Origin of the sequence: Thioalkalivibrio sp. ALMg13-2 (assembly GCF_000381185.1) — a bacterium.
GTDB lineage: Bacteria > Pseudomonadota > Gammaproteobacteria > Ectothiorhodospirales > Ectothiorhodospiraceae > Thioalkalivibrio > Thioalkalivibrio versutus.
The window spans coordinates 101,452-125,041 of record NZ_KB906106.1 but is presented as its reverse complement, the minus strand read 5'-3'; the positions used below and the strand labels follow the sequence as shown (position 1 = coordinate 125,041).

Sequence of the window (23,590 nt, the reverse complement as noted above, 5' to 3'; positions counted from 1 at the left end):
CAGGATCAGTGTCTTCGGGCCAGGGCATGAGAGGCCGGTGAGGAGAACCCCTGGCGCTCCTATGAGGTGCGCCCTTCCCCGGAAGGGCCGACCCTCGACTGTAGAGAAGGGCAGCTCCGCGACGAAGTGAAGTCCGGTCGGTAACCAACCCACGTATATCAGAGTGATCCACCGTCGCAATTCGCTTCTCGTGCCCTGACCCGAAGACATTGAAACAAGGAGGCCTCTATCGAACGCTATAGCCAACCGTTGACAGGTCAATCCATATCAGGGGCGATCATCCGGGTCCGGCGTCGTGCGCTCGATATCCTCCGGGGTGTACATGTTCTGACCCAGGTGGATCGCCGCCTTCAGGCGTTCGGGCTCCTCGCGACGGATGAAGAACGGCAGGCTGTCCGCCACAGTCCGCAGCCACGGTGGCACGCGTTCCTCGCTGCGCGTCCAGCCGATGCGAACCCCGTTGGTGTAGTAGCGATCCTCGCCCCCGAACAGGTCGTTCTCGAATTCGAAGTGCAAGGCATCGACGCCGCTACCGGCCAGGCTGGTTGGGCTGGCGACCGCCACGCACAGGAGTGCCGTGGCCAGCAGGCCAGCCTCTCTCCAGCGGGTGGAGCGCCGTCGGGATGCGGGGGTGTTCCGGTATGATTGGCGCATGGACCTCTCCAACCAGATCATCTTCCTGGCCGCGATCGTGCTGCTGGGGAGCATCCTTTCGAGCGTGATCACCTCGCGGCTGGGTGTGCCCCTGTTGCTGGTGTTCCTGGTCATCGGGATGCTGCTGGGCCCGGAAGGCCCGGGCGGTCTGGTGTTCGAGAATATCACCGTTGCCTATCTGATCGGCTCGGCGGCGCTGGCGATCATCCTGTTCGACGGCGGGATGCGCACACCGGCGCGCAATTTCCGCATCGGGCTGAAGCCGGCGCTGGGGCTGGCCACACTCGGGGTCATCGTCACCTCGGGGCTGACCGGGGCGTTCGCCGTGTGGTGGCTGGGACTGTCCTGGCTGGAGGGGCTGCTGCTCGGGGCGATTGTCGGGTCCACCGATGCTGCGGCGGTGTTCTCCCTGCTGCGCTCGCGCGGGCTGGAGCTGAAGAGCCGTGTCGGCGCCACGCTCGAGATCGAGTCCGGCTCCAACGACCCGATGGCGATCTTCCTGACCATTGTGCTGATCGAGCTGCTGCTGCTGCCGGAACAGCAGTTCGGCCTGGTGGTGCTGGTCGAGTTCATCCAGCAGATGGGCCTGGGCGCGTTGCTCGGGGTGGGTGGCGGCTTTGCCCTGCTCGCGCTGATCAACCGGGTCCCGATGGCGGCCGGGCTTTATCCGCTGTTTGCCATGGCCGGGGCACTGGCCATCTTCGGGCTCACCGGGCTGGTCGGCGGTTCCGGGTTCCTCGCCGTGTACCTGGCGGGGCTGCTGCTCGGCAACCGACCGCTGGAGGCCTCGCAGAACATCAAGCGTTTCCACGACGGCATCGCCTCGCTGGCGCAGATCGGCATGTTCCTGATGCTGGGCATGATCGTCGCCCCGTCCGAGCTCCCGCCGGTGGCGCTGGACGCCGGCCTGGTCGCCGCCGTGCTGATCCTGATCGCGCGGCCGCTGGCGGTGTGGATTTGCCTCTACCCATTCCGCTTTCCCTGGCGCGAGCAGGTGTTCATCTCCTGGGTCGGTCTGCGCGGGGCGGTGCCGATTATCCTCGCGCTGTTCCCCTTGCTGGCCGGGCTGGAACTGGCTGGCTACTTCTTCCACGTGGTGTTCTTCGTCGTGCTGATCTCGCTACTGGTGCAGGGCTGGACCGTCGCCACCTCGGCACGCTGGCTGGGGCTGGAGTTGCCCCCCACCACCGCGCGGGTGCAGCGCACCGAGCTCGACATCCCGGGGCAGCAGGAGATGGAGCTGGTCGGCTACCGTCTGGCGGAGACCACCCCGGTGGTGCGCGAGGCCTGGTCGAACTTCCGCTTGCCGGGCAGCGCACGGGTGGTGGCGCATCTGCGCAAGGGCAAATTGCTGGAGACCCTGGAGCTGCTGGATCTGCACGCCGGCGACCATCTCTACATCATGGTCACGCCCGCGGATCTGCATGACCTCGACCGCCTGTTCGTGCCCAAGGACGAGGTGCCGGAACGCCTCACCGAGCGCAGCGTGTTCGGCGAATTTGCGCTCAACGGCGACGCCCAGCTCGGCGCAGTCGGCATGGCCTATGGCGCCCCGGTCCCGCCCGAACGCCAGGGTGAAACCCTGGAGGTCTATCTGCGTCGCGAGCTCCAGGCCGAACCGGTCGTCGGCGATGCCGTCGATCTCGGACCGATGCGCCTGGTCATCCGCGAGATGGACGGCGCCCGCATCACCCGCGTCGGCCTGAAGCTGCTGAAGCCTTCGTGATCATGTCCTGCCAGGTTAAAAGCAGGGGCATGTGGTCGCTGACTTTCAGCCAGTAATCGGTCGGGTAGCCAATTTCGATCGCGCACTGTGCCAGCTGGTCGTGGGGTACGAAGGCGTAGTCAATGTGATAAGGCTTGTTCGCGTTTCGCTGGAGATAGAACGTGGCCTGGGACTCGCCGCCCTGTGATTCGTCGAACTGGTGGTGGTAAAGGCTTCGCAGCCCGATTGCCTCGAGTTCGGACACGACGTCGGTGTGATTCCACCATTGGTCGGGGCGATCCCAGACCGTGTTGCTGTTGAAGTCGCCAACGATGACCGCCTGATGCTGACGGATTTGTTCGCGGTGGATCTGGAGATATTTCCAGAATTGTCCGATGTACCGAAAGGCCTGCTGGTTGCTGCCCTTGGTCCAGACGGCGATGAAGACCTGATTCTCGTCCAGGACGAACGGCAGAAATAGTTTCAGATCGTTCGTGGCCCATTCGAGGGCCGGGCTGGTCCCGGAAAGCCCGGGCAGCTGAAAGTTTCCGGACCAGTGCAGGGCCCGAACCGAATGGCCATTTCGCGGAAATATTCCGATGCCTTTGTGCCGTGATTCGCCGGCCCAGAGGTAATTGCCGGCCCACTGGTGGAAGGCCGGAGTCGAGTGAGCGGGATCCTCGCATTCCTGAACGACGAGTACATCGGCATCCAGTCTGCTGATTGCATCGAGCTTGTTGCGCAACGCCCCGTTGCAGTTCCAGCTGACGAGCCTCATCCCTATTTTTCGAGCATGGCCTTCAGGCCGGCGAGGTGGGCGCGGGCGGTGAGTTGCTGGGTCTCGGGGTCCGGCGGCTTGGCGTCGGGCCAGTCGAGATGCTCCTCGGGGAGTTCGTCGAGAAAGCGCGAGGGCTCGCAATCGAGGCTTTCGCCGTAGCGGCTTCGGCTTTGGGCGTAGGTGATCAGGAGGGTTTGCTGGGCGCGGGTCAGGCCGACATAGGCCAGGCGGCGCTCCTCCTCGATGGAGTCGTCTTCGACGCTGACGCGGTGTGGCAGCAATTCCTCCTCGAAGCCGACCAGGCAGACATGCGGAAACTCCAGGCCCTTGGCGGTGTGCAGGGTCAGCAGCTGTACCGACTCGTTGCCGTCCTGGGAATCCCGGTTGCGGTCGAGGATGTCCATCAGGCTGATGCGATTGACGATGTCGGCAAGACCCATGCTGCGGGTGTCCTCGGCCTCGTCATCACCGTATTCGGCCGTGGTGTTCGCTCCGCCCATGCGCCCGACCCAGTCGATGAATTCGCGCACGTTGTCCATGCGCCGGGTCGCTGCGCGCGGGTTGGGGCTGTTCTCCAACAGCCAGGATTCGTAGTCGATGTCCTCGACCAGGGCGCGCAGCAGGACGTCCGGGGACTCTTCCGCGCCGCGGCGCTGGAAGCCGTCAATCCAGTCAGTAAAGCGCTCCAGTCGGGCCTGGGCGCGGGCATCCATGTATTCGGAAAGACCGGCGCCGCGCGCGGCCTGCAACAGGGAGGTGCCGCGCTGGTTGGCGTAGTGGCCGAGCTTTTCCAGGGTGGCTGGCCCGATCTCGCGGCGCGGGACGTTGACCACGCGCAGGAACGCGGTGTTGTCGTCCGGGTTGGCGAGCAGGCGCAGGTAGGCAACCAGGTCCTTGATCTCGGCCTTCTCGAAGAACGACTGGCCGCCGCTCAGGCGGTAGGGGATACCCTGCTCGCGCAGGAGCTTCTCGAACAGCCTGGACTGGTGGTTGCTGCGGTAGAGGATCGCGAAATCCCCCCAGCCCGCGTTGAGACGGAAACGCCGGCGCATCAGCTCGGAGACCACGCGCGCCGCCTCGGTGTCGGCGTCGGAGCAGCCGATGACCTCGATCTTTTCGCCCTCGCCCAGCGCGCTCCACAAGCGCTTCTCGAACACGTGCGGGTTGTTCGCGATCAGCGCGTTCGCGGTGTGCAGGATGCGGTTGGTGGAGCGGTAGTTCTGCTCCAGCTTGATCACCTCCAGGCGCGGGAAATCGTCCTGCAGGCGCACGAGGTTTTCCGGGCGCGCGCCGCGCCAGGCGTAGATCGACTGGTCGTCATCGCCGACCACCGTCAGTCCATCACTGACGCCAACCAGCAGGCGCACCAGTTGGTACTGCGCGGAGTTGGTGTCCTGGTACTCGTCGACCAGCAGGTGGCGGATGCGGTCCTGCCAGCGGTTACGCAGCTCCGGATCATCGCGCAGGCAGTCCACCGGGCGCTTGATGAGGTCGTCGAAGTCCACCGCGTTGTAGGCGCGCAGGGCGTCCTCGTAGCGTGGGTAGAGGTTGGCGGCGGCGATGGCCTCCGGGGCATCGGTCATCTGACTCGCCTCGTGCAGCGCCTCCGCCGGCGTCATCAGGTCGTTCTTCCAGCGGCTGATGTGGCCGACCAGTGCGTCCACCTCGGAGCCGGTGTCATCGCGGTAGGTGATTTCGCGCAGCAATTGCCGGCAGTCGCCCGGATCGAGGATCGAGAAGCCGGCACGCAGCCCGGCCGCCTGCAGTTCACGGCGCAGGAAATTGAGCCCGAAGGTATGAAAGGTGGAAACGCTAAGCCCGCGTGCCTGCTCGCGCGCCAGGCGGCCCTGCACGCGCTCGCGCATCTCGCGCGCCGCCTTGTTGGTGAAGGTGATGGCAACAATGCGGCGCGCCTCGAGCCCACGCTGCTCGATCAAGTGCGCGATCTTCTCGGTGATCACGCGCGTCTTGCCCGACCCCGCTCCGGCCAGCACCAGCAGTGGGTGGTCCGTGGTGGTCACGGCGGCCTGTTGTTGAGGATTCAGTTCAGACACCGGGGTGATCGATTCCTTCTCAGCGGGGCGCGTAAACTAACCCACGATCCAGCATTCATAAAGACAGTAACGGTGAGGGTAAGCCATTGACCGATGTGTCGGGCACTGCAGCCGCGGCCGGGACGGACGGGTCGCTCCCGCGTCTGACCCAGTTTGATTTTCATCAGCGCCTGATGGATGTGCCGGGCTCGGCGGTGATTCTGTTCACGCGCCAGGGCTGTGGCGCCTGCAAGGTGATGGGGCGGGTCCTGGCGGAGTGGCAGGCGGCCGCGGATGCGCCTGCCTTGTTCGTGGTGGACGCCGAGACGGATACCGCCCTGGTGCGCGAATTCGAGGTCTTCCATCTGCCGGCGCTGTTCGTGTTCCAGGCGGGCGCCTACCACGGTCGCCTGGAGGCCCCGCCCCGGTTGCCCCTGCTGCGCGAGGCGCTGACCGCCTGCCTCGCGCGCCCACCCGAGGAGGCACCATGACCTCGAGCGACATCGACTGGTGGCCGCCCGCGCGCGTGGTGGAAAGCCCGAACCAGGACGCCCGCCCGCCGGGACAGGACCCGGAGTTGATTGTGGTGCATGCGATCAGTCTTCCGCCCGGCGAATTCGGCGGACCGCATATCGCCGAGCTCTTCCAGAACCGGCTGGATCCGCAGGCCCATCCCTACTTTGCCGAGATCGCGGCGTTGCATGTCTCCGCCCATGTGCTGATTAACCGCGACGGGTGGGCCACCCAGTTCGTGCCGTTCTCCCGCCGTGCCTGGCATGCAGGGGCGTCGCAGTGGTGCGGACGCGAGCGCTGCAACGATTTCTCCATCGGGATCGAACTCGAGGGGACCGACGAGGATCCGTTCACCCCGGCGCAGTACGCCGAACTGGCGCGGTTGGTGGGCTGGCTTCGGGCACGCTACCCCGGTATTGGCGCGGATGGGCTGGTGGGTCACAGCGACATCGCGCCGGGGCGCAAGACGGACCCCGGGCCCTGCTTCGACTGGACGCGCCTGCGGCGGCAATTGCAGGCGGTGACGGCATGATCGTGGATCTGTTGCGCCACGGGGAGCCGGAGGGCGGTCAGCGCTATCGCGGTCATGGCTGCGACGACCCGCTGAGCCCGCGCGGGTGGGCCCAGATGGAGCAGGCGGTGAAAGGCGAGGCCGGCTGGCAGTACGTGGTCAGTTCGCCGATGCAGCGTTGCCGCGCCTTCGCTGAACGCTTCGCCGCCGGACAGGATTTACCGCTGTCCCTGGCGCCGGATCTGCGCGAGGTGGGCTTCGGCGACTGGGAGGGGCGGACCCGGGTTGAGCTTCAGCGTGACCGGCCGGAGGAGTACCGCGCCTTCTACGCCGACCCAGTCCACGCGCGGCCGGCAGGGGCCGAGCCGCTGGCGGACTTTCGGCGGCGGGTGGAGACCGGCTTCGAGGCGGCGTTGCGGCCCCTGGAGGCCGAGCGCGTGCTGCTGGTCGTGCACGCCGGGGTGATTCGCGCCCTGGTGGGCTGGGTGATGGGGGTGCCGGACGCGCGGCTGTTCCAGTTGGAATGCGACTATGCCAGCCGCACCCGCCTGCACCGGCACCCGACCCGGGGCTGGCGCCTGATCCACGCCAACCGGGTTTGAGTCGGACGCCGCTCCGGTTTACCCGGCCTGGTTGCTGCGTTTGGGGACGGCCTTCACCGACAGGTAGAAGTCGTTGTTCAGCACGTCGATCAGACGATCGATGTTCGGGTGCTTGCCGGGGTTGGCGCGGGCGTCATCGGCGTGGCTGCCGTACATCAGCAGCCCCGAGTTGGCCGCCTTGGGGCCGATGCCGCCGAAGTCCAGCGCCAGCTGGTAGTAGATCTGCAGCGACAGGCTCTGGCCTTCCACGTTTTCGATGGTTGCGGTGGGGTTGTAGTCTTCGCCAAACAATTCCAGGCGTTCGATATTGCTGACGTCGGGCAGCTTCTTGGACATGTCGGGCTCCTCGAAATAATGGCGGCATTATCGGGGCATGACCCGGTGGCGACAACCAACCCGCGAAGGCGGCAGGGTCGCGCCGGGTCAGCGACGAAGGCGCCACATGCTAAGATAGCGGCTTTTGTCGAGGGGACACGAACATGTCGCGAAGCGCGTTCATGGAGGCCGCCCAGGCCGCCGCCGATGCCGCCGAGAAGGTAATCCGCCACTATTACGAGGCGGGTGTCGACGTCGAAACCAAACCCGACGATACCCCGGTGACCCGGGCCGACGTGGAGAGCGAACAGGCGATCCGCCAGGTGATCCGCGAGCACTTCCCGGATCACGGTTTCTACGGCGAGGAGACCGGGCAGTCGGACATGGATTCCGACTATGTCTGGCTGATTGACCCGATCGACGGCACCAAGAGCTTCGTGCGTCGCTACCCGTTCTTCTCCACCCAGATCGCGCTGATGTACAAGGGCGACCTGATCCTGGGGCTGTCCAATGGCATCCAGTTTGGTGAGCGGGCCTGGGCGGAAAAGGGCCAGGGCGCGTTCCTGAATGGCGACCCGATCGCGGTCGAGAAGACCACCGATCTGGGGCGGGCCTCCCTGTCCACCGGTAACCTCAAGTCCCTGGCGCAGAATGCTGAAGGCTGGAAGGCACTGGGCGGCATCACGGCCGAGGTGAACCGCACCCGTGGCTACGGCGACTTCTACCACTACCACCTGCTGGCACGCGGCAGCATCGACCTGATCGTCGAGTCGGACGTGAATATCCTGGATATCGCCGCACTGGCGGTGATCGTGCGCGAGGCGGGGGGCGTGTTCACCAACCTCTCTGGCGGCGAACTGGACCTGCAGACCGCGAATGTCCTGGCCGCGGCCACCCCGGAACTGCATCGTACGGCCCTGACCCGCTTGGGCTGGAAGGGCTAGCAGTCGTCCAAATCCGAGCGACTGCTGGTCGCGTATGGATAAGCGCCTTCCCGGCGGCTCGGTTTGGGCGCATGGGGTTGCCGGCGCCGGGGGTTATTCTCCGGCGCCGTTCCCGTTGGTTCCCACCAGTCCGTGGGTGCGCAGCTTCTTGCGCAGGGTGGCGCGGTTGAGCCCGAGCAGGGCCGCCGCGCGGCTCTGGTTGCCCCCGCAGCGCTCCAGCACGCTGGCCAAGAGGGGGCGCTCCACCTCGTTCATCACCAGCGCGTAGAGATCGTGGCTGCTCTGCCCATCCAGGGTCTCGAAGTACTGGTCCAGTGCATGGCGCACGGACTCGGCCAGCACACAGTCGGACGGGAGCACGCCTGCAACCGGCGTCTCGTGGACCTCAGGGTCCTGTTCGAGTGGCATGTTCATGCTCATGCAGCCTCGCTTGCGATTCCCGTCAGGTGGGCCCGAAGGCGCCACAGTTGTTCGCTGGCCGTGGGGGCGGCGAGAAGGTCAGCCCGGGCCGCCCGGGTGCGGGCCTCGTCGAGACCCAGGCCCTGAAGATACCAGCCCAGGTGCTTGCGCGCGATGCGCACGCCCTGCGGTTCGCCGTATTGGGCGTGCAGTTCGCCAATGTGCTCCTCGATCAGGGCCAGGCGGGCGGCGCGCCCGGGTGCCGGCGGTATCGGTTCGCCCGCCAGCGCGGCCCGGATCTGGCCCGGGAGCCAGGGCTGGCCCTGGGCGGCACGCCCGATCATCACGCCCGCCGCACGGGTCGTATCCAGTACCTGCAGGGCCTTTTCGGGGCCGGTGATGTCGCCATTGGCGAGCACGGGGATGGAAACGGCCCGGACGATGCGCGCGATGGCGGCGTAGTCCGTCTCTCCGCGATAGGCATCGGCCCGCGTGCGGCCATGCACGGTCAGCATCGCTATGCCGCAGTCCTCGGCAATGGCCGCGATGGTCTCGCCGTTGATCCGTTCGCGGTCGAGGCCCAGGCGCATCTTCAGGGTCACCGGGACCGTGACCGCGGTGGTGAGCGCCTGGAGCAGTTCGCGCACCCGTTCCGGCTCGCCCAGTAGCGCCGATCCGGCGGCCTTGCTGCAGACCTTCTTGGCCGGACAGCCGAGGTTCAGATCAATCACGTCGGCACCGCGGCGCACGTTCTCGCGCGCAGCCTCGGCCAGCGCCTCGGGTTCGTTACCCAGCAACTGTACGATGCGCGGGCGCGGCTCCTGGCGATGATCCAGGCGGTGGCGGCTCTTGTCGCTGGTCCATAGTCGGGTGTCGGAGGTCACCATCTCGGATACCGCCGCGCTGGCCCCCAGGCGGCGGGCCAGTAACCGAAACGGACGGTCGCTGACCCCGGCCATCGGCGCCAGAAACACGACAGGGTCGGGGAAGTGGTGAGTTCCGAGCTGCATCGGGGCTATCGGGTCGGGAGCAAGCGGGCCAGTCTAGCAGCTAACCTGCGCGGTTTCCGGTGCGGTCGATCGCGAAACCATGTGAATGCGCGCGAGCTTGGACCCGAGAATTACCGGGGCTGGATTTCGATGCCGGTGATGTGGCCATGAGGGCTGGCAACGGCCAGACGCACGGAATGGGGGGAGTGGGCATTCATCGGTGCGTGGGTGTCGGTGTAGTCGTCGGGGGTCAGCCGGAGGGTGCCATGGGGCGTCCCAAGCTGGTCGGTCAGGCGAATATCGAGGATCGGCCAGGCCTGCCGGATCGGGCTCTCGAGCACGAATTGCAGGTGCAGAGTGCCGTCGCTGGTGGTGAAGAAATCGGGCGCCGAGGTGCGGACTTGGCCAGGGGCGCGCCGCGGGTGCCAGGTCGGGCAGGGGATGGCCCCGCACACTTGCGCCCGGGCCTGGTCCAGCTGGGGGCTCTGGTCCGGTGCCACGGGCGGGATTGCCAGTAGTTGCGCGCCCAGCAGCAGCATCAGGGCGGCAGCCAGCATGACCCCCGGCCAGGAGCGCCGGCGTATCGTGTCTGCCGAGCCCAGGGGGCTTGCGTGGCGTTCGATGTTGAGGGGTATTGCAGCGCCCGGGGCCCGCTCGATGGCGTGGAGGGGCGCCTGGCGTGCCGGGAGGAGCCCCTGGCCCAACACGCGTTCGCCCGCGCCGCCGATCTCCAGTGCCGGGAACAGATCGAACTCGGCATCGCAATTGGAGCAGTGCACTCGCCTCTGGCGGAGCTTGGCCCCGCGGGCGAGGGCGTGGGTGACGCCGCATTGGGGGCAGCGGGCCAGCATCCTACGGGCTGGGCGTCAGGTGTCGCGAGGATTCGCCCGATGGGGCCTGTTGATGGGCTTGCGGCGCGTTGCTGCAGCCGGGCGATCCTGTGCTTGCGGCGCCTTGCCGTTGAGAGCGATCGACTCGGCCGGGCGCGTCCATGACTCAGCGTCTCCCTAGCGCCGGCGGCCGCCGAGCAGGGCCCAGCCTTCGCGACAGTCCTCGACGCCGATATCGAAGGTGTCAGAGTAGGCCGCGATGACCTCGTCTGCCTGGCGTTCGAGCAGCCCGGCGAGCAGGATGCGTGCGCCCGGTTTCGCCGCCCGAGCCAACTCCGGTGCCAGATCGATCAGCGGCTTGGCGAGGATGTTGGCCAGTACCAGGTCATAGGCCGCGTCGGGCACAGGGTGATCGGTCAGCCCCGTCTCCAGCTGTGCGGGCGGGATGGCGTTGGAGTCGGCATTGCTGCGGGTGGCTTGCACGGCCTGTTCATCGATGTCGATGCCCAGTGCATGGCGCGCGCCCAGCTTCAGGGCGGCGATCGCGAGGATGCCAGAGCCGCAGCCGTAGTCGAGGACCTCTTGATCGCGCGGTGGCTGCTGGGCCAGGGCGGCCAGGCACATCGCGGTGGTCGGGTGATTGCCGGTCCCGAAGGCAAGACCGGGGTCCAGGCGCACGAAGGTGCCTTCCTCGATCGCCGGTTCGTCCTCCCAGGAGGGCACAATCCAGAGTGTGCCGCCGCAATGGATGGCGCCAAGACCGTCCAGCCCGGCGCGGACCCAGTCCTGGTCCTCGATCGCCTGGACCTGGATCGCCTCCGGGGCCTGCGCCTGGCGCGCCAGCGCGGCGGCGGCGAGGTCTGCCTGGGTGGTGTCCGGGAACACCGCCTTCAGGCGCACGGTGGACCACAGGGGGTGGGTGCCCAGGGGCGGCTCGAAGAGGGGTTCGTCTGCGGCGTCGAACAGCTCGACGCTGACGGCACCCAGTTCGAACAGGGTGTCCTCCAGCGGCTCGGCTTGTTCCGGGCTGATCTGGCATTCAAGTTCGGCAAGGCTCATGGCATCAGGCTCGTGGCGCGAGGGGGAAGGGTCAGGCCTGTGCCTTGAGCTTCTTCTCGAGATAGTGGATATCGGTCTCGCCGCGCTGGAAGTTCGCGTCGATCATCAGGTCGTGGTGCAGCGCGACGTTGGTCTGGATGCCGTCCACCACGATCTCGCCCAGGGCGCCGCGCATGCGCGCCAGCGCGATCTCGCGGCTGTTGCCGTGGGCGATCAGCTTGCCGATCATGGAGTCGTAGTACGGCGGCACCATATAGCCGTTGTAGATGTGGGTATCCATGCGGATGCCCGGTCCGCCCGGCGCGTGGTATTGCTGGATGGTCCCGGGGCTGGGCATGAAGGTACGGGGGTCTTCCGCATTGATGCGGCACTCGATCGCGTGACCGGTGATGCGCACGTCGTCCTGCGTGTAGCCCAGGGGTTCCCCGGCGGCGATGCGGATCTGTTCGCGCACCAGATCGATACCGGTGACCTGCTCGGTGACGGTGTGCTCGACCTGCAGCCGGGTGTTCATCTCGATGAAATAGAAGCCCCCGTTCTCGTACAGGAACTCGAAGGTCCCGGCGCCGCGGTAGCCGATCTCCTGACAGGCGCGGATCAGCCGTTCGGCCATGGCCTGGCGCTGGTCATCGGTAATGCCCGGGGCCGGTGCCTCCTCGATGACCTTCTGGTGGCGTCGCTGCATGGAGCAGTCACGTTCGCCCAGGCAGACGGCGTTGCCGTGGCTGTCGGCGAGGATCTGGAACTCCACGTGGCGCGGGTGTTCCAGGTACTTCTCCATGTACAGGGTGTCATTGCCGAACCCCTGCTGCGCCTCGTTGCGGGTCAGCGATATGGCGTTCAGCAGCGCGCCCTCGGTGTGCACCACACGCATGCCGCGCCCGCCCCCGCCGGCGGCGGCCTTGATGATGACCGGGTAACCGATCTCGCGCGCCAGCGCCAGGTTGGTATCCGCGTCGTCGCCCAGGGCGCCGCCGGAGCCGGGGACGCAGGGCACGTTGGCCTCCAGCATCGACTGCTTGGCGGAGACCTTGTCGCCCATCAGACGGATGGTTTCGGCGCGCGGACCGATAAAGGCGAAGCCCGAAGACTCCACGCGTTCGGCGAAGTCCGCGTTTTCCGACAGGAAGCCGTAGCCCGGGTGGATCGCGCCGGCGTCGGTGACCTCGGCGGCCGCGATCAGCGCCGGGATGTTCAGGTAGCTCTCGCCCGAGGCCGCGGGGCCGATGCAGACCGACTCGTCCGCCAGGCGAACGTGCTTCAGGTCGCGGTCGGCGCTGGAATGCGCGGCGACGGTGGCAATGCCCATTTCGCGGCAGGCACGCAGGACCCGCAGGGCGATCTCGCCGCGGTTGGCGATCAGAATTTTCTCAAACATGCTCGAACCTGTTTCCAGCGAAGCCGGGAATGTGACGCCCGACGGATGGGTTCATCCGATGATGAACAGCGGCTGCCCGTATTCCACCGGGTTGCCGTTCTCGACCAGAATGTCGCGGATGGTGCCGCTCTGGTCGGCCTCGATCGGATTGAGCATCTTCATGGCCTCGATGATGCAGAGGGTCTCGCCGGCCTCCACTGTCTGGCCGACCTCGACGAACGGCTTGGAGCCCGGGCTCGGCGCCCGATAGAAGGTGCCGACCATGGGCGCGGTGACCCGATGACCGTCCATTTCCGGTACGGCCTCCGTCGTCCCCGCCGGGGCTGCGGTCGGGGCCGCCGCGGCGGCGGGCGCCGCTGGGGGCAATGGGGCCGGGGCGGCGGCCATGGGCGTCCCGCTGGCGGAGCGGGTGATGCGCACCGACTCCTCGCCTTCGTGGATCTCGATCTCGTGGATGCCGCTCTCGTCGAGCAGGTCGATCAGTTTCTTGACCTTGCGAATGTCCATGGAAGCCTCTTAGTCCTTGATAGCTGCAAGCGCCGCATCCAGCGCCAGCCGGTAGCCAATGACGCCGAAGCCACTGACCAGGCCGGCGGCGACATCGCTCAGGCGCGAGGTCTGGCGGAAGGGCTCGCGGGCGTGGATGTTGCTGATATGGATCTCGTAGAACGGGATGGCAACGCCCAGCAGGGCATCGCGCAGGCTGACACTGGTGTGGGTCAGGCCGCCCGGATTGATCAGGATGTACTCCACGCCCTCGCCGGCGGCGGCGTGGATGCGGTCGATCAGGTCGCCTTCGTGATTGCTCTGGAAGCAGTCGAGGGTTGCGCCGGCCTGTTCCGCCCGGGCTTTAAGGTCGGTCTCGATGTCCGCCAGGGTCTGTACGCCGTAGCGCTCCGGCTCCCGCTGTCCCAGCAGGTTCAGGTTGGGGCCGTTGAGCAGCAGTATGGACGCCATGGCAGGGGGAATCGGTAGCGATCCTGTCGAGAATGGACGCGATTGCACCGAAAAATCACGATGCAGCGAATGATCGGGATTCTGCCGCAGGAAGGGTAGGAGTGTCCAGCGCGAGGCGCTGCAGACGTCGCCAGAATAGGGTCGGCCCGGCGCCCCGGCGAGCGTCGGGGTGCCGGGCACGGAACGTGCAGGTTAGTCGGCGGTGAGCGGGAACAGGGTGAGTTCGACGCGGCGGTTCTGTTCGCGGCCCGCATCGGTGTCGTTGGTAGCGACCGGCTGGTGCGGCCCGAGGCCGATGGTGTGCACCCGCACCGGCTGTACGCCACGGCGGATCAGGGCCTGACCCACGCTCTCGGCACGGCGCTCGGAGAGGTCCATGTTGTATTCCACCCGGCCGGTGCTGTCGGTGTGCCCGGCGATCTCGATCCCGGTCTGGTCGAACTCCTCCAGCACCAGTGCGACCGAGTCGAGGACGTCATGGAATTGCGGCTTGATCTCGCTGCGATCGAAATCGAAGGTGATGTTGCTCGGCATGTTGAGGATGATGTTGTCGCCATCGCGGGTCACGCTCACGCCGGTGCCGCGCAGCTGTTCGCGCAGGGCATCCTCCTGGCGGTCCATGTAGTTGCCGATGGCGCCACCGGCCAGGGCCCCGATGCCGGCGCCAATCATGGCGCGCTGGGTGCGGTTGCGACTGCTGGTGACGCTACCGAGCACCGCACCGGTGGCGGCCCCGATGCCGGCCCCGATGGTGGCTCGGGAGACGCGTTCTTCCCCGGTGTACGGATCCGTGGTGGTGCAGCCCACCACCAGTACCAGGGCGCTGGTGACGGCCAGGGCGAGAATGCGTTGCATGATGAATCTCCCAGTATTCGCTGGCCCCGTGCGGATACGGGGCAATAGGTTCAGCTTGCGCTGTGGCGCGTGAACCGTCCATGAACCTGGGTTGTGGGTGGGCTATTCGGGAGCGATTTCGTGACGCAGTTGACGCAGAATGGGATCCGTCTCGGGGTGCACCCCGCGCCAGATGGAGAAGGCCTCGGCCGCCTGTTCCACCAGCATGCCGAGGCCGTCGCTGCCGCGTACACAGCCCGCACCGGCGGCCCAGTCCAGGAAGCGCTTGGCACCGGCGCCGTAGACCAGGTCATAGGCCAGGCTGTCCGCGTGGACGAGGTGCTCGGGGAGCGCCAGTGCATCGTCGCCGAGACCGGTGGCGGTGGCGTTGACCACCAGGTCGAACGGGCCTTGCGGCAGGGCGTCCAGGCCGCAGGCGGAGAGCCGGGTGGCCGGGGCGATATCCCGGAAGGCATCCACCAGCCCCTCGGCGCGGGCCACGGTGCGGTTGGCGATGATCAGCACCTCTGGTGCGCCTTCCAGCAGCGGCTGCAGCAGGCCGCGGGTGGCGCCTCCGGCCCCCAGGATCAGGACCTGGCGATTGCGCACGTCGAAGTCGAGGCGGTCGAGATCGCGACAGAATCCGACGCCGTCGGTGTTGTCGCCGTGGATCCGGTGGTCGCCGTCCCGCCACAGGGTGTTGACTGCCCCGGCATGGCGCGCCCGGTCGCTCAGCACCCGGGCCAGGGCGAAGGCCTCTTCCTTGAATGGAACGGTCACGTTGAGGCCCTTGAGCCCCTCGGCGAACCAGGCGTTGACCTCCTCGGCGAACTGCCCGGGGGTGCCCTGGCGGGCTTCGTACACGAGGTGTTGCCCGGTCTGTTCGGCGAACAGGGTGTGGATGCGCGGGGACAGCGAGTGGTGAATGGGGTTGCCCACCACCGCGTAGCGATCCGGACGCGGCTCGCTCATCGCGCCGCGTCCTCCGCCAGCCATTCGGCCACGGTGCGCGCATAGTAGGTGAGGATGCCGTCGGCCCCGGCGCGCTTCATGCCGGTCAGGGCCTCCAGCACGCAGGCACGCTCGTCCAGCCAGCCGCGCTCGGCGGCGGCCTTGAGCATCGCGTACTCGCCGGAGACGTGGTAGACGAAGGTCGGGCGCCGGAATTCGTCGCGGATGCGGCGCACCACGTCGAGGTACGGCATGCCCGGTTTGACCATCACCATGTCGGCCCCCTCGGCGAGATCCAGCGCGACCTCGTGCAGGGCCTCGTCGCCGTTGGCCGGGTCCATCTGGTAGGTCTCCTTGCCGCCCTTGCCGAGATTGCCGGCCGAGCCCACCGCGTCGCGGAACGGGCCGTAGAAGGCGGAGGCGTATTTCGCGGAGTAGGCGAGGATGCGCGTGTGCACGTGCCCGCCGTCCTCCAGCGCGCCGCGGATCGCGCCGATGCGCCCGTCCATCATGTCGGAGGGGGCCACCACATCGGCGCCGGCCGCCGCGTGCGACAGCGCCTGTTTCACCAGGGCCTCGGTGGTGATGTCGTTCACCACGTAGCCGTCCTCGTCGATGATGCCGTCCTGACCGTGGGTGGTGAACGGGTCCAGGGCGACGTCGGTGATCACGCCGAGATCCGGGTGCGCCGCCTTCAGTGCGCGCACCGCGCGCTGGGCGAGGCCCTCGGGGTTCCACGCCTCGGCCGCATCCAGGCTCTTCTTCTCGCCCGGCACCACCGGAAACAGCGCCAGTGCCGGGATGCCCAGGCGCACGGCGGCGGCCGCCTCTTCCAGCAGCTGGTCGATGGAGACGCGTTCCACGCCAGGCATCGACGGCACCGCCTCGCGCACGCCCTCGCCCTCGGTGACGAATACCGGCAGGATCAGGTCGTCCGCGCGCAGGTGGTGTTCGCGCATCAGGCGGCGGGAGAAGCCGTCGCGGCGCATTCGGCGCGGGCGGCCGGCGGGATAGGGGGCGATCGGTGCGGTCATGCCAGGTCCTTGCGTGTTTGGAGTCAGCCGGCAGTCTCGGCGAGCCAGTCGCGCGGCTTCAGATAGCGTTCGTACAGTTCGGCCTCGGGCGTGCCGGGCGCCGGCTGGTAGTTGTACTCCCAGCGCACCAGCGGCGGCAGCGACATCAGGATCGACTCGGTGCGCCCGCCCGACTGCAGGCCGAACAGGGTACCGCGGTCATACACCAGGTTGAACTCGACATAGCGCCCGCGGCGGTAGAGCTGGAACTGGCGCTCGCGCTCGCCGAAGTCGGAGGCGTGGCGGCGCTCGACGATCGGGGCGTAGGCGTCGAGGTAGGCGTTGCCCACGCTCTGCATGTAGCCGAAGGCATGCTCGAAGCCGCCCTCGCTGAAGTCGTCGAAGAACAGCCCGCCCACGCCGCGCGGTTCGTCGCGGTGCTTGAGGTGGAAGTACTCGTCGCACCACTTCTTGTGCGCCGGGTAGAGGTGCTCGCCGAACGGGCGGCAGGCGGCCTCGGCGGTACGGTGCCAGTGGATGCAGTCCTCGTCGAAGCCGTAGTAGGGCGTCAGGTCGAAGCCGCCGCCGAACCACCAGATGGGGTCCTCGCCGGGCTTCTCGGCGATGAAGAAGCGCACGTTGGCGTGCGAGGTCGGAACAAAGGGGTTGTGCGGGTGGATCACCAGGGAGACGCCGGTGGCCTGGAACGAGCGCCCGGCCATCTCCGGTCGGTGGGCGGTGGCCGAGGCCGGGAGGTTGTCGCCCATCACGTGGGAGAAATTCACCCCGGCCTGCTCGAACACCGCGCCCTCGTGCAGCACGCGGGTGCGCCCGCCGCCGCCAGCGGGGCGCTCCCAGGCGTCCTCCTCGAAGCGGGCCCGGCCGTCCAGGCCCTCGAGGCCCTGGCAGATGCGGTCCTGCAGGCCCTGCAGGTAGTCGATTACGCGCTCGATGGAGACGTTGTCCTGGCTCATGCTGCGTCCCGGTTGTTCAGTGGTCGGTGTTCGCGTCGGGGTCCGGTCCACCCCGGAGCCAGGCCCCGGTGCGGGCGTCGCGGATCGCGCTGGGGGCGTCGCGCCCGCCACATTCTGCCTGCAGGATCGCATCGATGCCCGCCCCGAGTTGTGAGGTAACGCAATCCCAGGTGCGGCAGGGCTCCGCGCCGGCGCGGTTCGCGCTGGTCGAGACCAGCGCGCTGTCGACGGCGGCGCACAGCGCACGTGTGGCTGGATGGGCGGTTACGCGCACGGCCAGGCTGTCGTGTTCGCCACACAGCAGGGTGGGGCAGTCAGGGGTTACGGGTAGCAGCCAGGTTGTGGGGCCGGGCCAGCTGGCGTCGATCTCGGCCTGGCGGTCGGCGGGCAGCGGGGCCAGCCAGGGGGCAAGGCGGTCGAGCCGGTCGCTGACCACGATCAGCCCCTTGGCTGCCGGTCGACCCTTCAGTGTCAGGATCCGTTGGATCGCCTCCGGCGCGTCCGGGCGGCAGCCAAGGCCGAAGACCGCCTCGGTGGGGTAGGCAATCACCCCGCCGTCGCGCACGTGGTGCGCGACGGGATCGATCTCGGCGGTCAGCAGCGGGGCGTTATTCCGATCCACGATCGCCGGAGGGCTCGGCACTCAGGCGGTTGTCGCCAGCGCCGGCGGACTTCGCAGTAGACGACTTCTTCGCCGGGGTCTTCTTGGCGGTGGTCTTCTTCGCGCCCGTCTTGCTGGCGGTGGCCTTCTTCTTGGTCGCCGGTTTCTTCGCGGATGTCGACTTGGCCGACGTCTTGCTGGCGGTCTTGCCCTCGGCCTTGCTAGAGGACTTGGCAGCGGTCTTGCCCGTGGACTTGGCCGCCCCCTTGCGTCCGCGGCCCTTGCGTTCCGGGGCGGCGGCGATCAGTTCCTGGCACTGTTCCAGCGTCAGGGACTTGGGGTCGGTCTCTTTCGGGATCTTGGCGTTCTTGTTGCCGTCGGTCACGTAGGGGCCGTAGCGCCCGTTCAGGACCTGGATGCCTTCCGCGTCGAAGCTCTTGATGAAGCGTTCGGCGTCCTTTTTCTTCTTCTCGGCGACAACCTCCAGCGCGCGTGGCAGCTCGATGGTCCAGACATCGTCGTCCGGGCCCAGCGACGCGTACTTGGAGCCGTACTTCACGTACGGGCCAAAGCGGCCGATGTTGACCATCACCGGTTCGCCCTCGGGGGTCTCGCCGAGATCGCGCGGCAGCTTGAACAGCTCCAGCGCCTCCTCGAGGGTGACCTTGTCCATCTTCTGCCCGGGCAGCAGGCCGGCGAAGCGCGGCTTCTCCTCGTCGTCCTTGGTGCCGATCTGCACGATCGGTCCGAAGCGGCCCAGGCGTACGCTGACCGGGCGCCCGCTTTGCGGGTCGGGGCCCAGCTCGCGCGACTGCACGGCCTCGGCGCGGGTCACGTTCTCTTCTTTTTCCTTCACCCGGTCGCGGAAGTCGCCCCAGAACGCTTCCAGCACCGGGACCCAGTCCTTCTCGCCGCGCGAGATGGCATCCAGCTCGTCTTCCAGCTTCGCGGTGAAGTCGTAGTCCACGTAGCGGTCGAAGTGCTGGGTCAGGAAGCTGTTCACGATCCGGCCGGTGTCGGTCGGGATGAAGCGCTTGCCATCCATCTCCACGTACTCGCGCGACTGCAGGGTGGAGATGATGCTGGCGTAGGTGGAGGGGCGGCCGATCCCGTATTCCTCCAGCGTCTTCACCAGGCTGGCCTCGGTGTAGCGCGGCGGCGGCTCGGTGAAGTGCTGGTCGGCGGTGACTTCGTTCAGTTTGACGCTGTCGCCCTCGGCCATTTCCGGCAGGCGCTTGTCCTCGTCATCGTCCTGCGTGTCGTCGCGGCCCTCCTGGTAGACCGCGATGAAGCCGGGATCGACCAGGGTGGAGCCGGTGGCGCGGAACTGGTGCTGGGTCTCGCCCGGGACCAGGTCAGCAGCGACGGTGTCGAAGGTCGCGTGGATCATCTGGCAGGCGACGGTGCGCTTCCAGATCAGGTCGTACAGGCGTGCCTGGTCGCTGCTCAGGCGGTCGCGTATCTCGTTCGGCACGTGGCGCACGGAGGTCGGGCGGATGGCCTCGTGGGCCTCCTGCGCGTTCTTGGACTTGGTCTTGTACTGCCGCGGGCTGTCGGGGACATTGTTGGCCCCGTAGCGCTCCTCGATCAGACCGCGGATTTCGCCGATCGCCTCGCCGGCCAGGGCCACAGAGTCGGTACGCATGTAGGTGATCAGGCCGATCGCGCCGGAGCCGAGGTCGATTCCCTCGTAGAGCTGCTGGGCGGTGCGCATGGTGCGGCTGGCGGTGAAGCCGAGCTTGCGCGAGGCCTCCTGCTGCAGGGTCGAGGTGGTGAACGGCGCGGCCGGGTTGCGGCGGCGCTGCTTCTTCTCGACCTTGGCGACCCGGAGCTCGCCGCTGGCGGCGTCGGTCAGGCGTTTCTGGGCGTCGTGCGCCAGTTCGGTGCTGTTGAGGTCGAACTGGTCCAGCTTGTTGCCGTCCAGGTGGGTCAGGCGCGCGGTGAACGACTGGCCCTGGCGTTCGGTCAGGGCGTCGAGCGTCCAGTACTCGCGGGCGACGAAGGCCTCGATCTCGTTCTCGCGCTCGGCAATCATGCGCAGGGCCGGGCTCTGCACGCGCCCGGCGGACAGGCCGCGCTTAATCTTGCGCCACAACAGCGGCGAGAGGTTGAAGCCGACCAGGTAGTCCAGCGCGCGGCGCGCCTGCTGGGCGTCGATCAGCGGCTGGGCCAGGTCGCGCGGGTGCTCGATCGCTTCCTGGATCGCCTTCTTGGTGATCTCGTGGAACACCACCCGGTGCACGTCGCGGTTTTCCAGCAGGCCGCGTTCGCGCAGGACCTCGTGGAGGTGCCAGGAGATCGCCTCGCCTTCACGGTCGGGGTCAGTCGCGAGGATCAGGTCGTCGGACTTCTTCAGCGCCTTGGCGATCGCCTCGATCTGTTTCTCGCTGCGCTCGATGATGTCGTACTTCATCCGGAAGCCGTCTTCCGGATCCACCGCGCCCTCCTTGGGTACGAGATCGCGTACGTGGCCATACGAGGCGAGGACCTGGTAGTCGGGACCCAGGTACTTCTCGATGGTCTTGCCCTTGGCGGGGGACTCTACAATGACGAGGTGCTTGCTCATGTGGCTCGGGACCGTCTCCGTGGCAGCGGGTTCCGTGTCGGGGCGGTGGCGGTTGCAAGCATGCAACCGGGTTCACGGGCGCTAAAGACTAGATGAGGAAAACGCCCGTGGCTACCGCGTAACCATCGAAAGACGGTGAAGTCAGTGCAGATAATCCACGGCACTGGGGCCCGAGTCGTCGCGCATGACCTCTTCCAGGCGGGAATAGGCGATCGCGTCGTCGGGCTGGTTGAACAGCACCATCAACACCACCCAGCGCAGCTGGTCGAGGTCGATCTCCTCGGCATCCAGCTCCATGACGCGATCCAGCACCAGCTCGCGGGTGCCCGCGGTCAGCAGGCCGTTCTGCTCCAGGTGCAGCAGGAAGCCGTGAGACTCGGTGTCCAGGCGCTTGCGCTCCTCGGGGGCGTAAATCCGCTGGGCGGCACCGTCCCCGCCGCGGCCTGCCAGCGGGGCCTCGCTCATCAGGCGGTCCAGCCAGCCGAGGGCGCGATCGATCTCGCGCCGAGCGAAACCGGCCTCCACCAGGTGGCGCTCCAGTTCCGAGCGGTCCGGCTCCTCGTCGGATTCCTCGTCGATGGTGTGCTCAAAGAGATACATGAGCACATCCAGCACGTTCTCGTTCATGATTCGGGGGATCCTGCGTCGAGGCGCTGGTAACGCCCGTGGTCGAGAGCGGCCACGCGGCCATGGAGTTCAAGCAAAACCAGCATGGATGAAAGCTGTTCGATGGTCAATTTGGTGCGTTCGCGCAGGGTTTCCAGTGGGACCGGGTCGAAACCCATCGCGTTCAGCACGCGTTCCTGCTCCGGGTCCAGCGGTTCGCTGGCGGATTCGGCCGCGACAACCGGGGCGTTGGGCGCCACGCCCAGCCAGTCCGCGAGGTCGTCGAGGATCTCGTCGGCCGACTCCACCAGCTGGGCGCCGTCGCGGATCAGCCGGTGGCAGCCGCGGCTGGCCGGGCTGAGCACCGAGCCGGGGACCGCATAGACCTGACGCCCCTGCTCGGCGGCCAGGCGCGCGGTGATCAGCGACCCGCTCTTCAGGGCCGCCTCCACGACCAGCGTAGCCAGCGAAAGCCCACTGATCACCCGGTTTCGCTGCGGGAAGTTCCGCGCCAGCGGCCGGGTGTCAGTGGGCCATAGTGAAACGACCAGGCCATGGTCCGCGATGCGATGGGCGAGCCGGCGATGCTGGGCGGGGTAGATGCGGTCGGGCCCGGTGGCGACCACCGCGATGGTGCGCCCGCCGGGCGCGGCCAGGGCGCCCTCGTGGGCCGCGCCGTCGATGCCGCGCGCCAGGCCGCTGGTGACCGTGAGCCCGGCCGTGGCCAGCTCGCGCGCGAATTCGCTGGCCAGGCGCTCGCCCTGCGGGGTCGCCTCGCGGCTGCCGACGATCCCCACTTGCGGGGCGCGCAGAAGTTCCGGGTTGCCGTTCAGGTACAGCACCGGCGGTGGGTCGGGGAGCTCGGCCAGCAGGGGCGGATAGGCGGGGTCGTCGAGGCACAGGAGGTGATGCCGGGGATCGGCATCGAGCCAGGCCCGGTCGGCTTCGGCCCCTTTGTCGCGGGCCTGGCGCGCGGCATCGTCCAGCTTGAGGTCGATGCCCGCACGCTGCCATTCGGCGGCCGGGGCGCCGAGGGCGTGGCCCGGAGTGCCGAAGGCCTCGACCAGTTGCAGCATGCGCCGCGGGCCGAGGCCAGGGGTGTTGATCAGGCGTAGCCAGTCCTGGTGCGGAGCGGCCGCCGTTCCGGCATCACGCATGAAGCCGGGCCGCAAGTCCGGTCAGGGGGCGCGAACCTTGTCACCCTCGCGCAGGGTGCGTTCGGCCTCGGTTACCAGCACGTAGGAGACCTTCTCGAAGGTCTGGAAGACCATCACGGTGCCGACTTCTTCTTCCGGCAGGGTGACGACGTCGTTGGCGCGATCACTGATCGGGTCGCGGACCTCGCGTCCGGCGGTGAAGGCCGCAAAGACCTGACCGTTCTCGATGCCGTCGCGCTCGCCGCGGTTGATGATTGCGGCCTGGAGCTGGCCGATCTGGCTGATGGCGTCGAACAGCGAGATGATCGTGCCCTCGGCGCCGGCCGGCGCGCGGCCAATGTCGAACAGCCGATCCTGCTCTTCGGCGTACGGTACCAGGCGGTCGCCACGGATCGCCTCGCGTTCGCCCTTGCGGATATCGGCGCGGGCGACGTTGCCCGGCTCGATGATCTCCGCCTCGCCCACCGGCAGGGTCGCGACGCCCAGCTCCTCGCCGGTATCCGGGTCGATCAGCATGCCGTCGTGGCGCACGATGTGGTAGAGCTCGTACTGTTCGGTGTCTTCGGCGTTGCGCACGTAGACGCGGTCACCGGGGCCGAAGATCACGCGCTCGTCCTGCGAGGCGAGGACATAGGGCGCGTTCTCCAGGGTCTCTTCGTCCAGCACCTGCGGCCGGAACATGAACGACTGCAGGGTGGAGATGGGGGAGATGTCCTCGTCGCGCTCCACCACCCGGGCCTCGGGCGACAGGCGATGGGTCGGGCGCACGCGCGGGCCGCCGTCGACCATGATGCGCGGCTGGCCATCCACGTAATGAATGCTCAGCACGTCACCCGGATAGATCAGGTGGGGGTTCTCGATCTCGGGGTTGACCAGCCAGATCTCCGGCCAGTACCAGGGGTCCTGCAGGAACATCGCGGAGATATCCCAGAGCGTGTCGCCCTTCTTGACGACGTAGCGTTCCGGCGCGGATTCGCGGATCTCCGGCTCGGCCTCGGCGGAGCTGCGTTGTTCCAGTGCGTTGCGCGACTCACGGGCGGCAGCTTGCGTTTCGCTGGTGCCGGATGTGGCCGTTTCGGCGCTGCCATTCTCTGGCGTGGCCGCGCAGGCGCTCAGCAACAGCGTTACACTGAAGAGAATGCCCGGCAGAACGAAGGTCGTGGTGGCCCTGGTCTTGTACATTTTGGTGTCCCCTGTCAGGTCCGCGCGCTCCCCGAGCCT

Annotated in this window: 24 protein-coding genes and 1 pseudogene; 5 read left to right on the top strand and 20 right to left on the bottom strand. The window is 67.5% G+C overall.

Annotation, left to right across the window (positions count from 1 at the left end; translation table 11 throughout):
- Window positions 1-270: 270 nt before the first annotated feature.
- A pseudogene (locus F618_RS14775) lies at window positions 271-564 on the bottom strand (lipid A-modifier LpxR family protein); the annotation flags it as partial.
- Between the two features lie 88 nt (window positions 565-652).
- Here F618_RS14775 and F618_RS0106925 point away from each other — a divergent pair.
- Window positions 653-2,380, top strand: coding sequence for a potassium/proton antiporter (locus tag F618_RS0106925; protein WP_026330508.1), 1,728 nt, complete (start codon window positions 653-655; stop codon window positions 2,378-2,380).
- On the opposite strand, the gene F618_RS0106920 is transcribed toward F618_RS0106925, so the two are convergent.
- On the bottom strand, window positions 2,343-3,137 hold the full coding sequence (locus F618_RS0106920) for an endonuclease/exonuclease/phosphatase family protein (protein ID WP_019611965.1): 795 nt from the start codon (window positions 3,135-3,137) through the stop codon (window positions 2,343-2,345). The two genes, F618_RS0106925 and F618_RS0106920, sit on opposite strands and share 38 nt — an antisense overlap.
- A 2-nt stretch (window positions 3,138-3,139) precedes the next feature.
- A complete protein-coding gene (locus F618_RS0106915) occupies window positions 3,140-5,191 on the bottom strand; it encodes a UvrD-helicase domain-containing protein (protein ID WP_019568148.1) in 2,052 nt (683 codons plus the stop codon).
- An 86-nt stretch (window positions 5,192-5,277) separates the two neighbouring features.
- Between F618_RS0106915 and F618_RS0106910 the strand changes: the two genes are divergently transcribed.
- Genes F618_RS0106910 through F618_RS0106900 form a run of 3 tightly spaced genes read left to right on the top strand, consistent with a single transcriptional unit; the run spans window position 5,278 to window position 6,796 of the window.
- On the top strand, window positions 5,278-5,661 hold the full coding sequence (locus tag F618_RS0106910; RefSeq protein WP_018168378.1) for a thioredoxin family protein: 384 nt from the start codon (window positions 5,278-5,280) through the stop codon (window positions 5,659-5,661).
- Window positions 5,658-6,215 (top strand): 1,6-anhydro-N-acetylmuramyl-L-alanine amidase AmpD, encoded by a 558-nt coding sequence (gene ampD / locus F618_RS0106905; protein WP_019568147.1) that lies wholly within the window; start codon window positions 5,658-5,660, stop codon window positions 6,213-6,215. Before F618_RS0106910 ends, ampD begins: the two co-directional genes overlap by 4 nt.
- A complete protein-coding gene (locus tag F618_RS0106900; protein ID WP_018168376.1) occupies window positions 6,212-6,796 on the top strand; it encodes a histidine phosphatase family protein in 585 nt (194 codons plus the stop codon). The genes ampD and F618_RS0106900 overlap by 4 nt, the downstream gene beginning before the upstream one ends.
- Window positions 6,797-6,814: 18 nt before the next feature.
- Here the strand turns inward: F618_RS0106900 and F618_RS0106895 are convergent, their stop codons facing one another.
- Window positions 6,815-7,132, bottom strand: a complete 318-nt coding sequence (locus tag F618_RS0106895; protein ID WP_018938908.1) for a DUF2322 family protein — start codon at window positions 7,130-7,132, stop codon at window positions 6,815-6,817.
- Window positions 7,133-7,293: 161 nt separating this feature from the next.
- Between F618_RS0106895 and F618_RS0106890 the strand changes: the two genes are divergently transcribed.
- Window positions 7,294-8,055, top strand: coding sequence for an inositol monophosphatase family protein (locus tag F618_RS0106890; protein ID WP_018176257.1), 762 nt, complete (start codon window positions 7,294-7,296; stop codon window positions 8,053-8,055).
- A gap of 93 nt (window positions 8,056-8,148) precedes the next feature.
- Here F618_RS0106890 and F618_RS0106885 read toward each other — a convergent pair whose 3' ends face one another.
- From F618_RS0106885 to F618_RS0106810, 16 genes are all read right to left on the bottom strand, one after another.
- Window positions 8,149-8,475 (bottom strand): helix-turn-helix domain-containing protein, encoded by a 327-nt coding sequence (locus F618_RS0106885; RefSeq protein WP_018144664.1) that lies wholly within the window; start codon window positions 8,473-8,475, stop codon window positions 8,149-8,151.
- Window positions 8,472-9,464: a tRNA dihydrouridine synthase DusB gene (gene dusB, locus F618_RS0106880; RefSeq protein ID WP_018176256.1), complete on the bottom strand. Its 993-nt coding sequence runs from the start codon at window positions 9,462-9,464 to the stop codon at window positions 8,472-8,474. Before dusB ends, F618_RS0106885 begins: the two co-directional genes overlap by 4 nt.
- 110 nt (window positions 9,465-9,574) lie before the next feature.
- Window positions 9,575-10,222, bottom strand: a complete 648-nt coding sequence (locus tag F618_RS0106875) for a DUF3426 domain-containing protein (RefSeq protein ID WP_018951817.1) — start codon at window positions 10,220-10,222, stop codon at window positions 9,575-9,577.
- A 228-nt stretch (window positions 10,223-10,450) separates the two neighbouring features.
- Window positions 10,451-11,332, bottom strand: a complete 882-nt coding sequence (gene prmA, locus F618_RS0106870) for a 50S ribosomal protein L11 methyltransferase (RefSeq protein WP_019568146.1) — start codon at window positions 11,330-11,332, stop codon at window positions 10,451-10,453.
- Between the two features lie 31 nt (window positions 11,333-11,363).
- Complete coding sequence (accC, locus tag F618_RS0106865) at window positions 11,364-12,710, bottom strand: acetyl-CoA carboxylase biotin carboxylase subunit (RefSeq protein ID WP_018938912.1); 1,347 nt, start codon at window positions 12,708-12,710, stop codon at window positions 11,364-11,366.
- Between the two features lie 51 nt (window positions 12,711-12,761).
- Window positions 12,762-13,217, bottom strand: a complete 456-nt coding sequence (accB, locus tag F618_RS0106860; RefSeq protein ID WP_019563328.1) for an acetyl-CoA carboxylase biotin carboxyl carrier protein — start codon at window positions 13,215-13,217, stop codon at window positions 12,762-12,764.
- Between the two features lie 9 nt (window positions 13,218-13,226).
- Window positions 13,227-13,667 (bottom strand): type II 3-dehydroquinate dehydratase, encoded by a 441-nt coding sequence (gene aroQ, locus F618_RS0106855; RefSeq protein ID WP_019568145.1) that lies wholly within the window; start codon window positions 13,665-13,667, stop codon window positions 13,227-13,229.
- A gap of 192 nt (window positions 13,668-13,859) precedes the next feature.
- Entirely contained in the window at window positions 13,860-14,522 is a 663-nt protein-coding gene (locus F618_RS0106850; RefSeq protein WP_018650581.1) for an OmpA family protein, read from the bottom strand.
- A gap of 102 nt (window positions 14,523-14,624) precedes the next feature.
- Entirely contained in the window at window positions 14,625-15,473 is an 849-nt protein-coding gene (aroE, locus tag F618_RS0106845; RefSeq protein ID WP_019568144.1) for a shikimate dehydrogenase, read from the bottom strand.
- Window positions 15,470-16,486, bottom strand: a complete 1,017-nt coding sequence (gene hemB / locus F618_RS0106840) for a porphobilinogen synthase (RefSeq protein WP_019568143.1) — start codon at window positions 16,484-16,486, stop codon at window positions 15,470-15,472. The genes aroE and hemB overlap by 4 nt, the downstream gene beginning before the upstream one ends.
- A gap of 23 nt (window positions 16,487-16,509) precedes the next feature.
- Window positions 16,510-17,439: an oxygen-dependent coproporphyrinogen oxidase gene (hemF, locus tag F618_RS0106835; protein ID WP_019568142.1), complete on the bottom strand. Its 930-nt coding sequence runs from the start codon at window positions 17,437-17,439 to the stop codon at window positions 16,510-16,512.
- Between the two features lie 16 nt (window positions 17,440-17,455).
- Complete coding sequence (locus F618_RS0106830; RefSeq protein ID WP_019568141.1) at window positions 17,456-18,061, bottom strand: L-threonylcarbamoyladenylate synthase; 606 nt, start codon at window positions 18,059-18,061, stop codon at window positions 17,456-17,458.
- Entirely contained in the window at window positions 18,048-20,606 is a 2,559-nt protein-coding gene (locus tag F618_RS0106825) for a DNA topoisomerase I (RefSeq protein ID WP_019568140.1), read from the bottom strand. The genes F618_RS0106830 and F618_RS0106825 overlap by 14 nt, the downstream gene beginning before the upstream one ends.
- Window positions 20,607-20,747: 141 nt before the next feature.
- On the bottom strand, window positions 20,748-21,233 hold the full coding sequence (locus tag F618_RS0106820) for a DUF494 family protein (protein ID WP_018144651.1): 486 nt from the start codon (window positions 21,231-21,233) through the stop codon (window positions 20,748-20,750).
- Window positions 21,230-22,369, bottom strand: coding sequence for a DNA-processing protein DprA (dprA, locus tag F618_RS0106815; RefSeq protein ID WP_019568139.1), 1,140 nt, complete (start codon window positions 22,367-22,369; stop codon window positions 21,230-21,232). Before dprA ends, F618_RS0106820 begins: the two co-directional genes overlap by 4 nt.
- 21 nt (window positions 22,370-22,390) lie before the next feature.
- Entirely contained in the window at window positions 22,391-23,551 is a 1,161-nt protein-coding gene (locus tag F618_RS0106810; protein WP_019568138.1) for a LysM peptidoglycan-binding domain-containing protein, read from the bottom strand.
- Window positions 23,552-23,590 lie beyond the last annotated feature (39 nt).

What these genes read in the sequence shown, in the direction of transcription:
- prmA (WP_019568146.1), bottom strand. Translation starts at nt 11,332, where the DNA reads ATGAGCCTTGCCGAACTTGAATGCCAGATCAGCCCGGAACAAGCCGAG.
- F618_RS0106920 (WP_019611965.1), bottom strand. Translation starts at nt 3,137, where the DNA reads ATGAGGCTCGTCAGCTGGAACTGCAACGGGGCGTTGCGCAACAAGCTC.
- hemB (WP_019568143.1), bottom strand. Translation starts at nt 16,486, where the DNA reads ATGACCGCACCGATCGCCCCCTATCCCGCCGGCCGCCCGCGCCGAATG.
- F618_RS0106900 (WP_018168376.1), top strand. Translation starts at nt 6,212, where the DNA reads ATGATCGTGGATCTGTTGCGCCACGGGGAGCCGGAGGGCGGTCAGCGC.
- dusB (WP_018176256.1), bottom strand. Translation starts at nt 9,464, where the DNA reads ATGCAGCTCGGAACTCACCACTTCCCCGACCCTGTCGTGTTTCTGGCG.
- F618_RS0106925 (WP_026330508.1), top strand. Translation starts at nt 653, where the DNA reads ATGGACCTCTCCAACCAGATCATCTTCCTGGCCGCGATCGTGCTGCTG.
- aroE (WP_019568144.1), bottom strand. Translation starts at nt 15,473, where the DNA reads ATGAGCGAGCCGCGTCCGGATCGCTACGCGGTGGTGGGCAACCCCATT.
- F618_RS0106820 (WP_018144651.1), bottom strand. Translation starts at nt 21,233, where the DNA reads ATGAACGAGAACGTGCTGGATGTGCTCATGTATCTCTTTGAGCACACC.
- dprA (WP_019568139.1), bottom strand. Translation starts at nt 22,369, where the DNA reads ATGCGTGATGCCGGAACGGCGGCCGCTCCGCACCAGGACTGGCTACGC.
- ampD (WP_019568147.1), top strand. Translation starts at nt 5,658, where the DNA reads ATGACCTCGAGCGACATCGACTGGTGGCCGCCCGCGCGCGTGGTGGAA.
- F618_RS0106890 (WP_018176257.1), top strand. Translation starts at nt 7,294, where the DNA reads ATGGAGGCCGCCCAGGCCGCCGCCGATGCCGCCGAGAAGGTAATCCGC.
- hemF (WP_019568142.1), bottom strand. Translation starts at nt 17,439, where the DNA reads ATGAGCCAGGACAACGTCTCCATCGAGCGCGTAATCGACTACCTGCAG.
- F618_RS0106850 (WP_018650581.1), bottom strand. Translation starts at nt 14,522, where the DNA reads ATGCAACGCATTCTCGCCCTGGCCGTCACCAGCGCCCTGGTACTGGTG.
- aroQ (WP_019568145.1), bottom strand. Translation starts at nt 13,667, where the DNA reads ATGGCGTCCATACTGCTGCTCAACGGCCCCAACCTGAACCTGCTGGGA.
- accB (WP_019563328.1), bottom strand. Translation starts at nt 13,217, where the DNA reads ATGGACATTCGCAAGGTCAAGAAACTGATCGACCTGCTCGACGAGAGC.
- F618_RS0106895 (WP_018938908.1), bottom strand. Translation starts at nt 7,132, where the DNA reads ATGTCCAAGAAGCTGCCCGACGTCAGCAATATCGAACGCCTGGAATTG.
- F618_RS0106825 (WP_019568140.1), bottom strand. Translation starts at nt 20,606, where the DNA reads ATGAGCAAGCACCTCGTCATTGTAGAGTCCCCCGCCAAGGGCAAGACC.
- F618_RS0106885 (WP_018144664.1), bottom strand. Translation starts at nt 8,475, where the DNA reads ATGAGCATGAACATGCCACTCGAACAGGACCCTGAGGTCCACGAGACG.
- F618_RS0106810 (WP_019568138.1), bottom strand. Translation starts at nt 23,551, where the DNA reads ATGTACAAGACCAGGGCCACCACGACCTTCGTTCTGCCGGGCATTCTC.
- accC (WP_018938912.1), bottom strand. Translation starts at nt 12,710, where the DNA reads ATGTTTGAGAAAATTCTGATCGCCAACCGCGGCGAGATCGCCCTGCGG.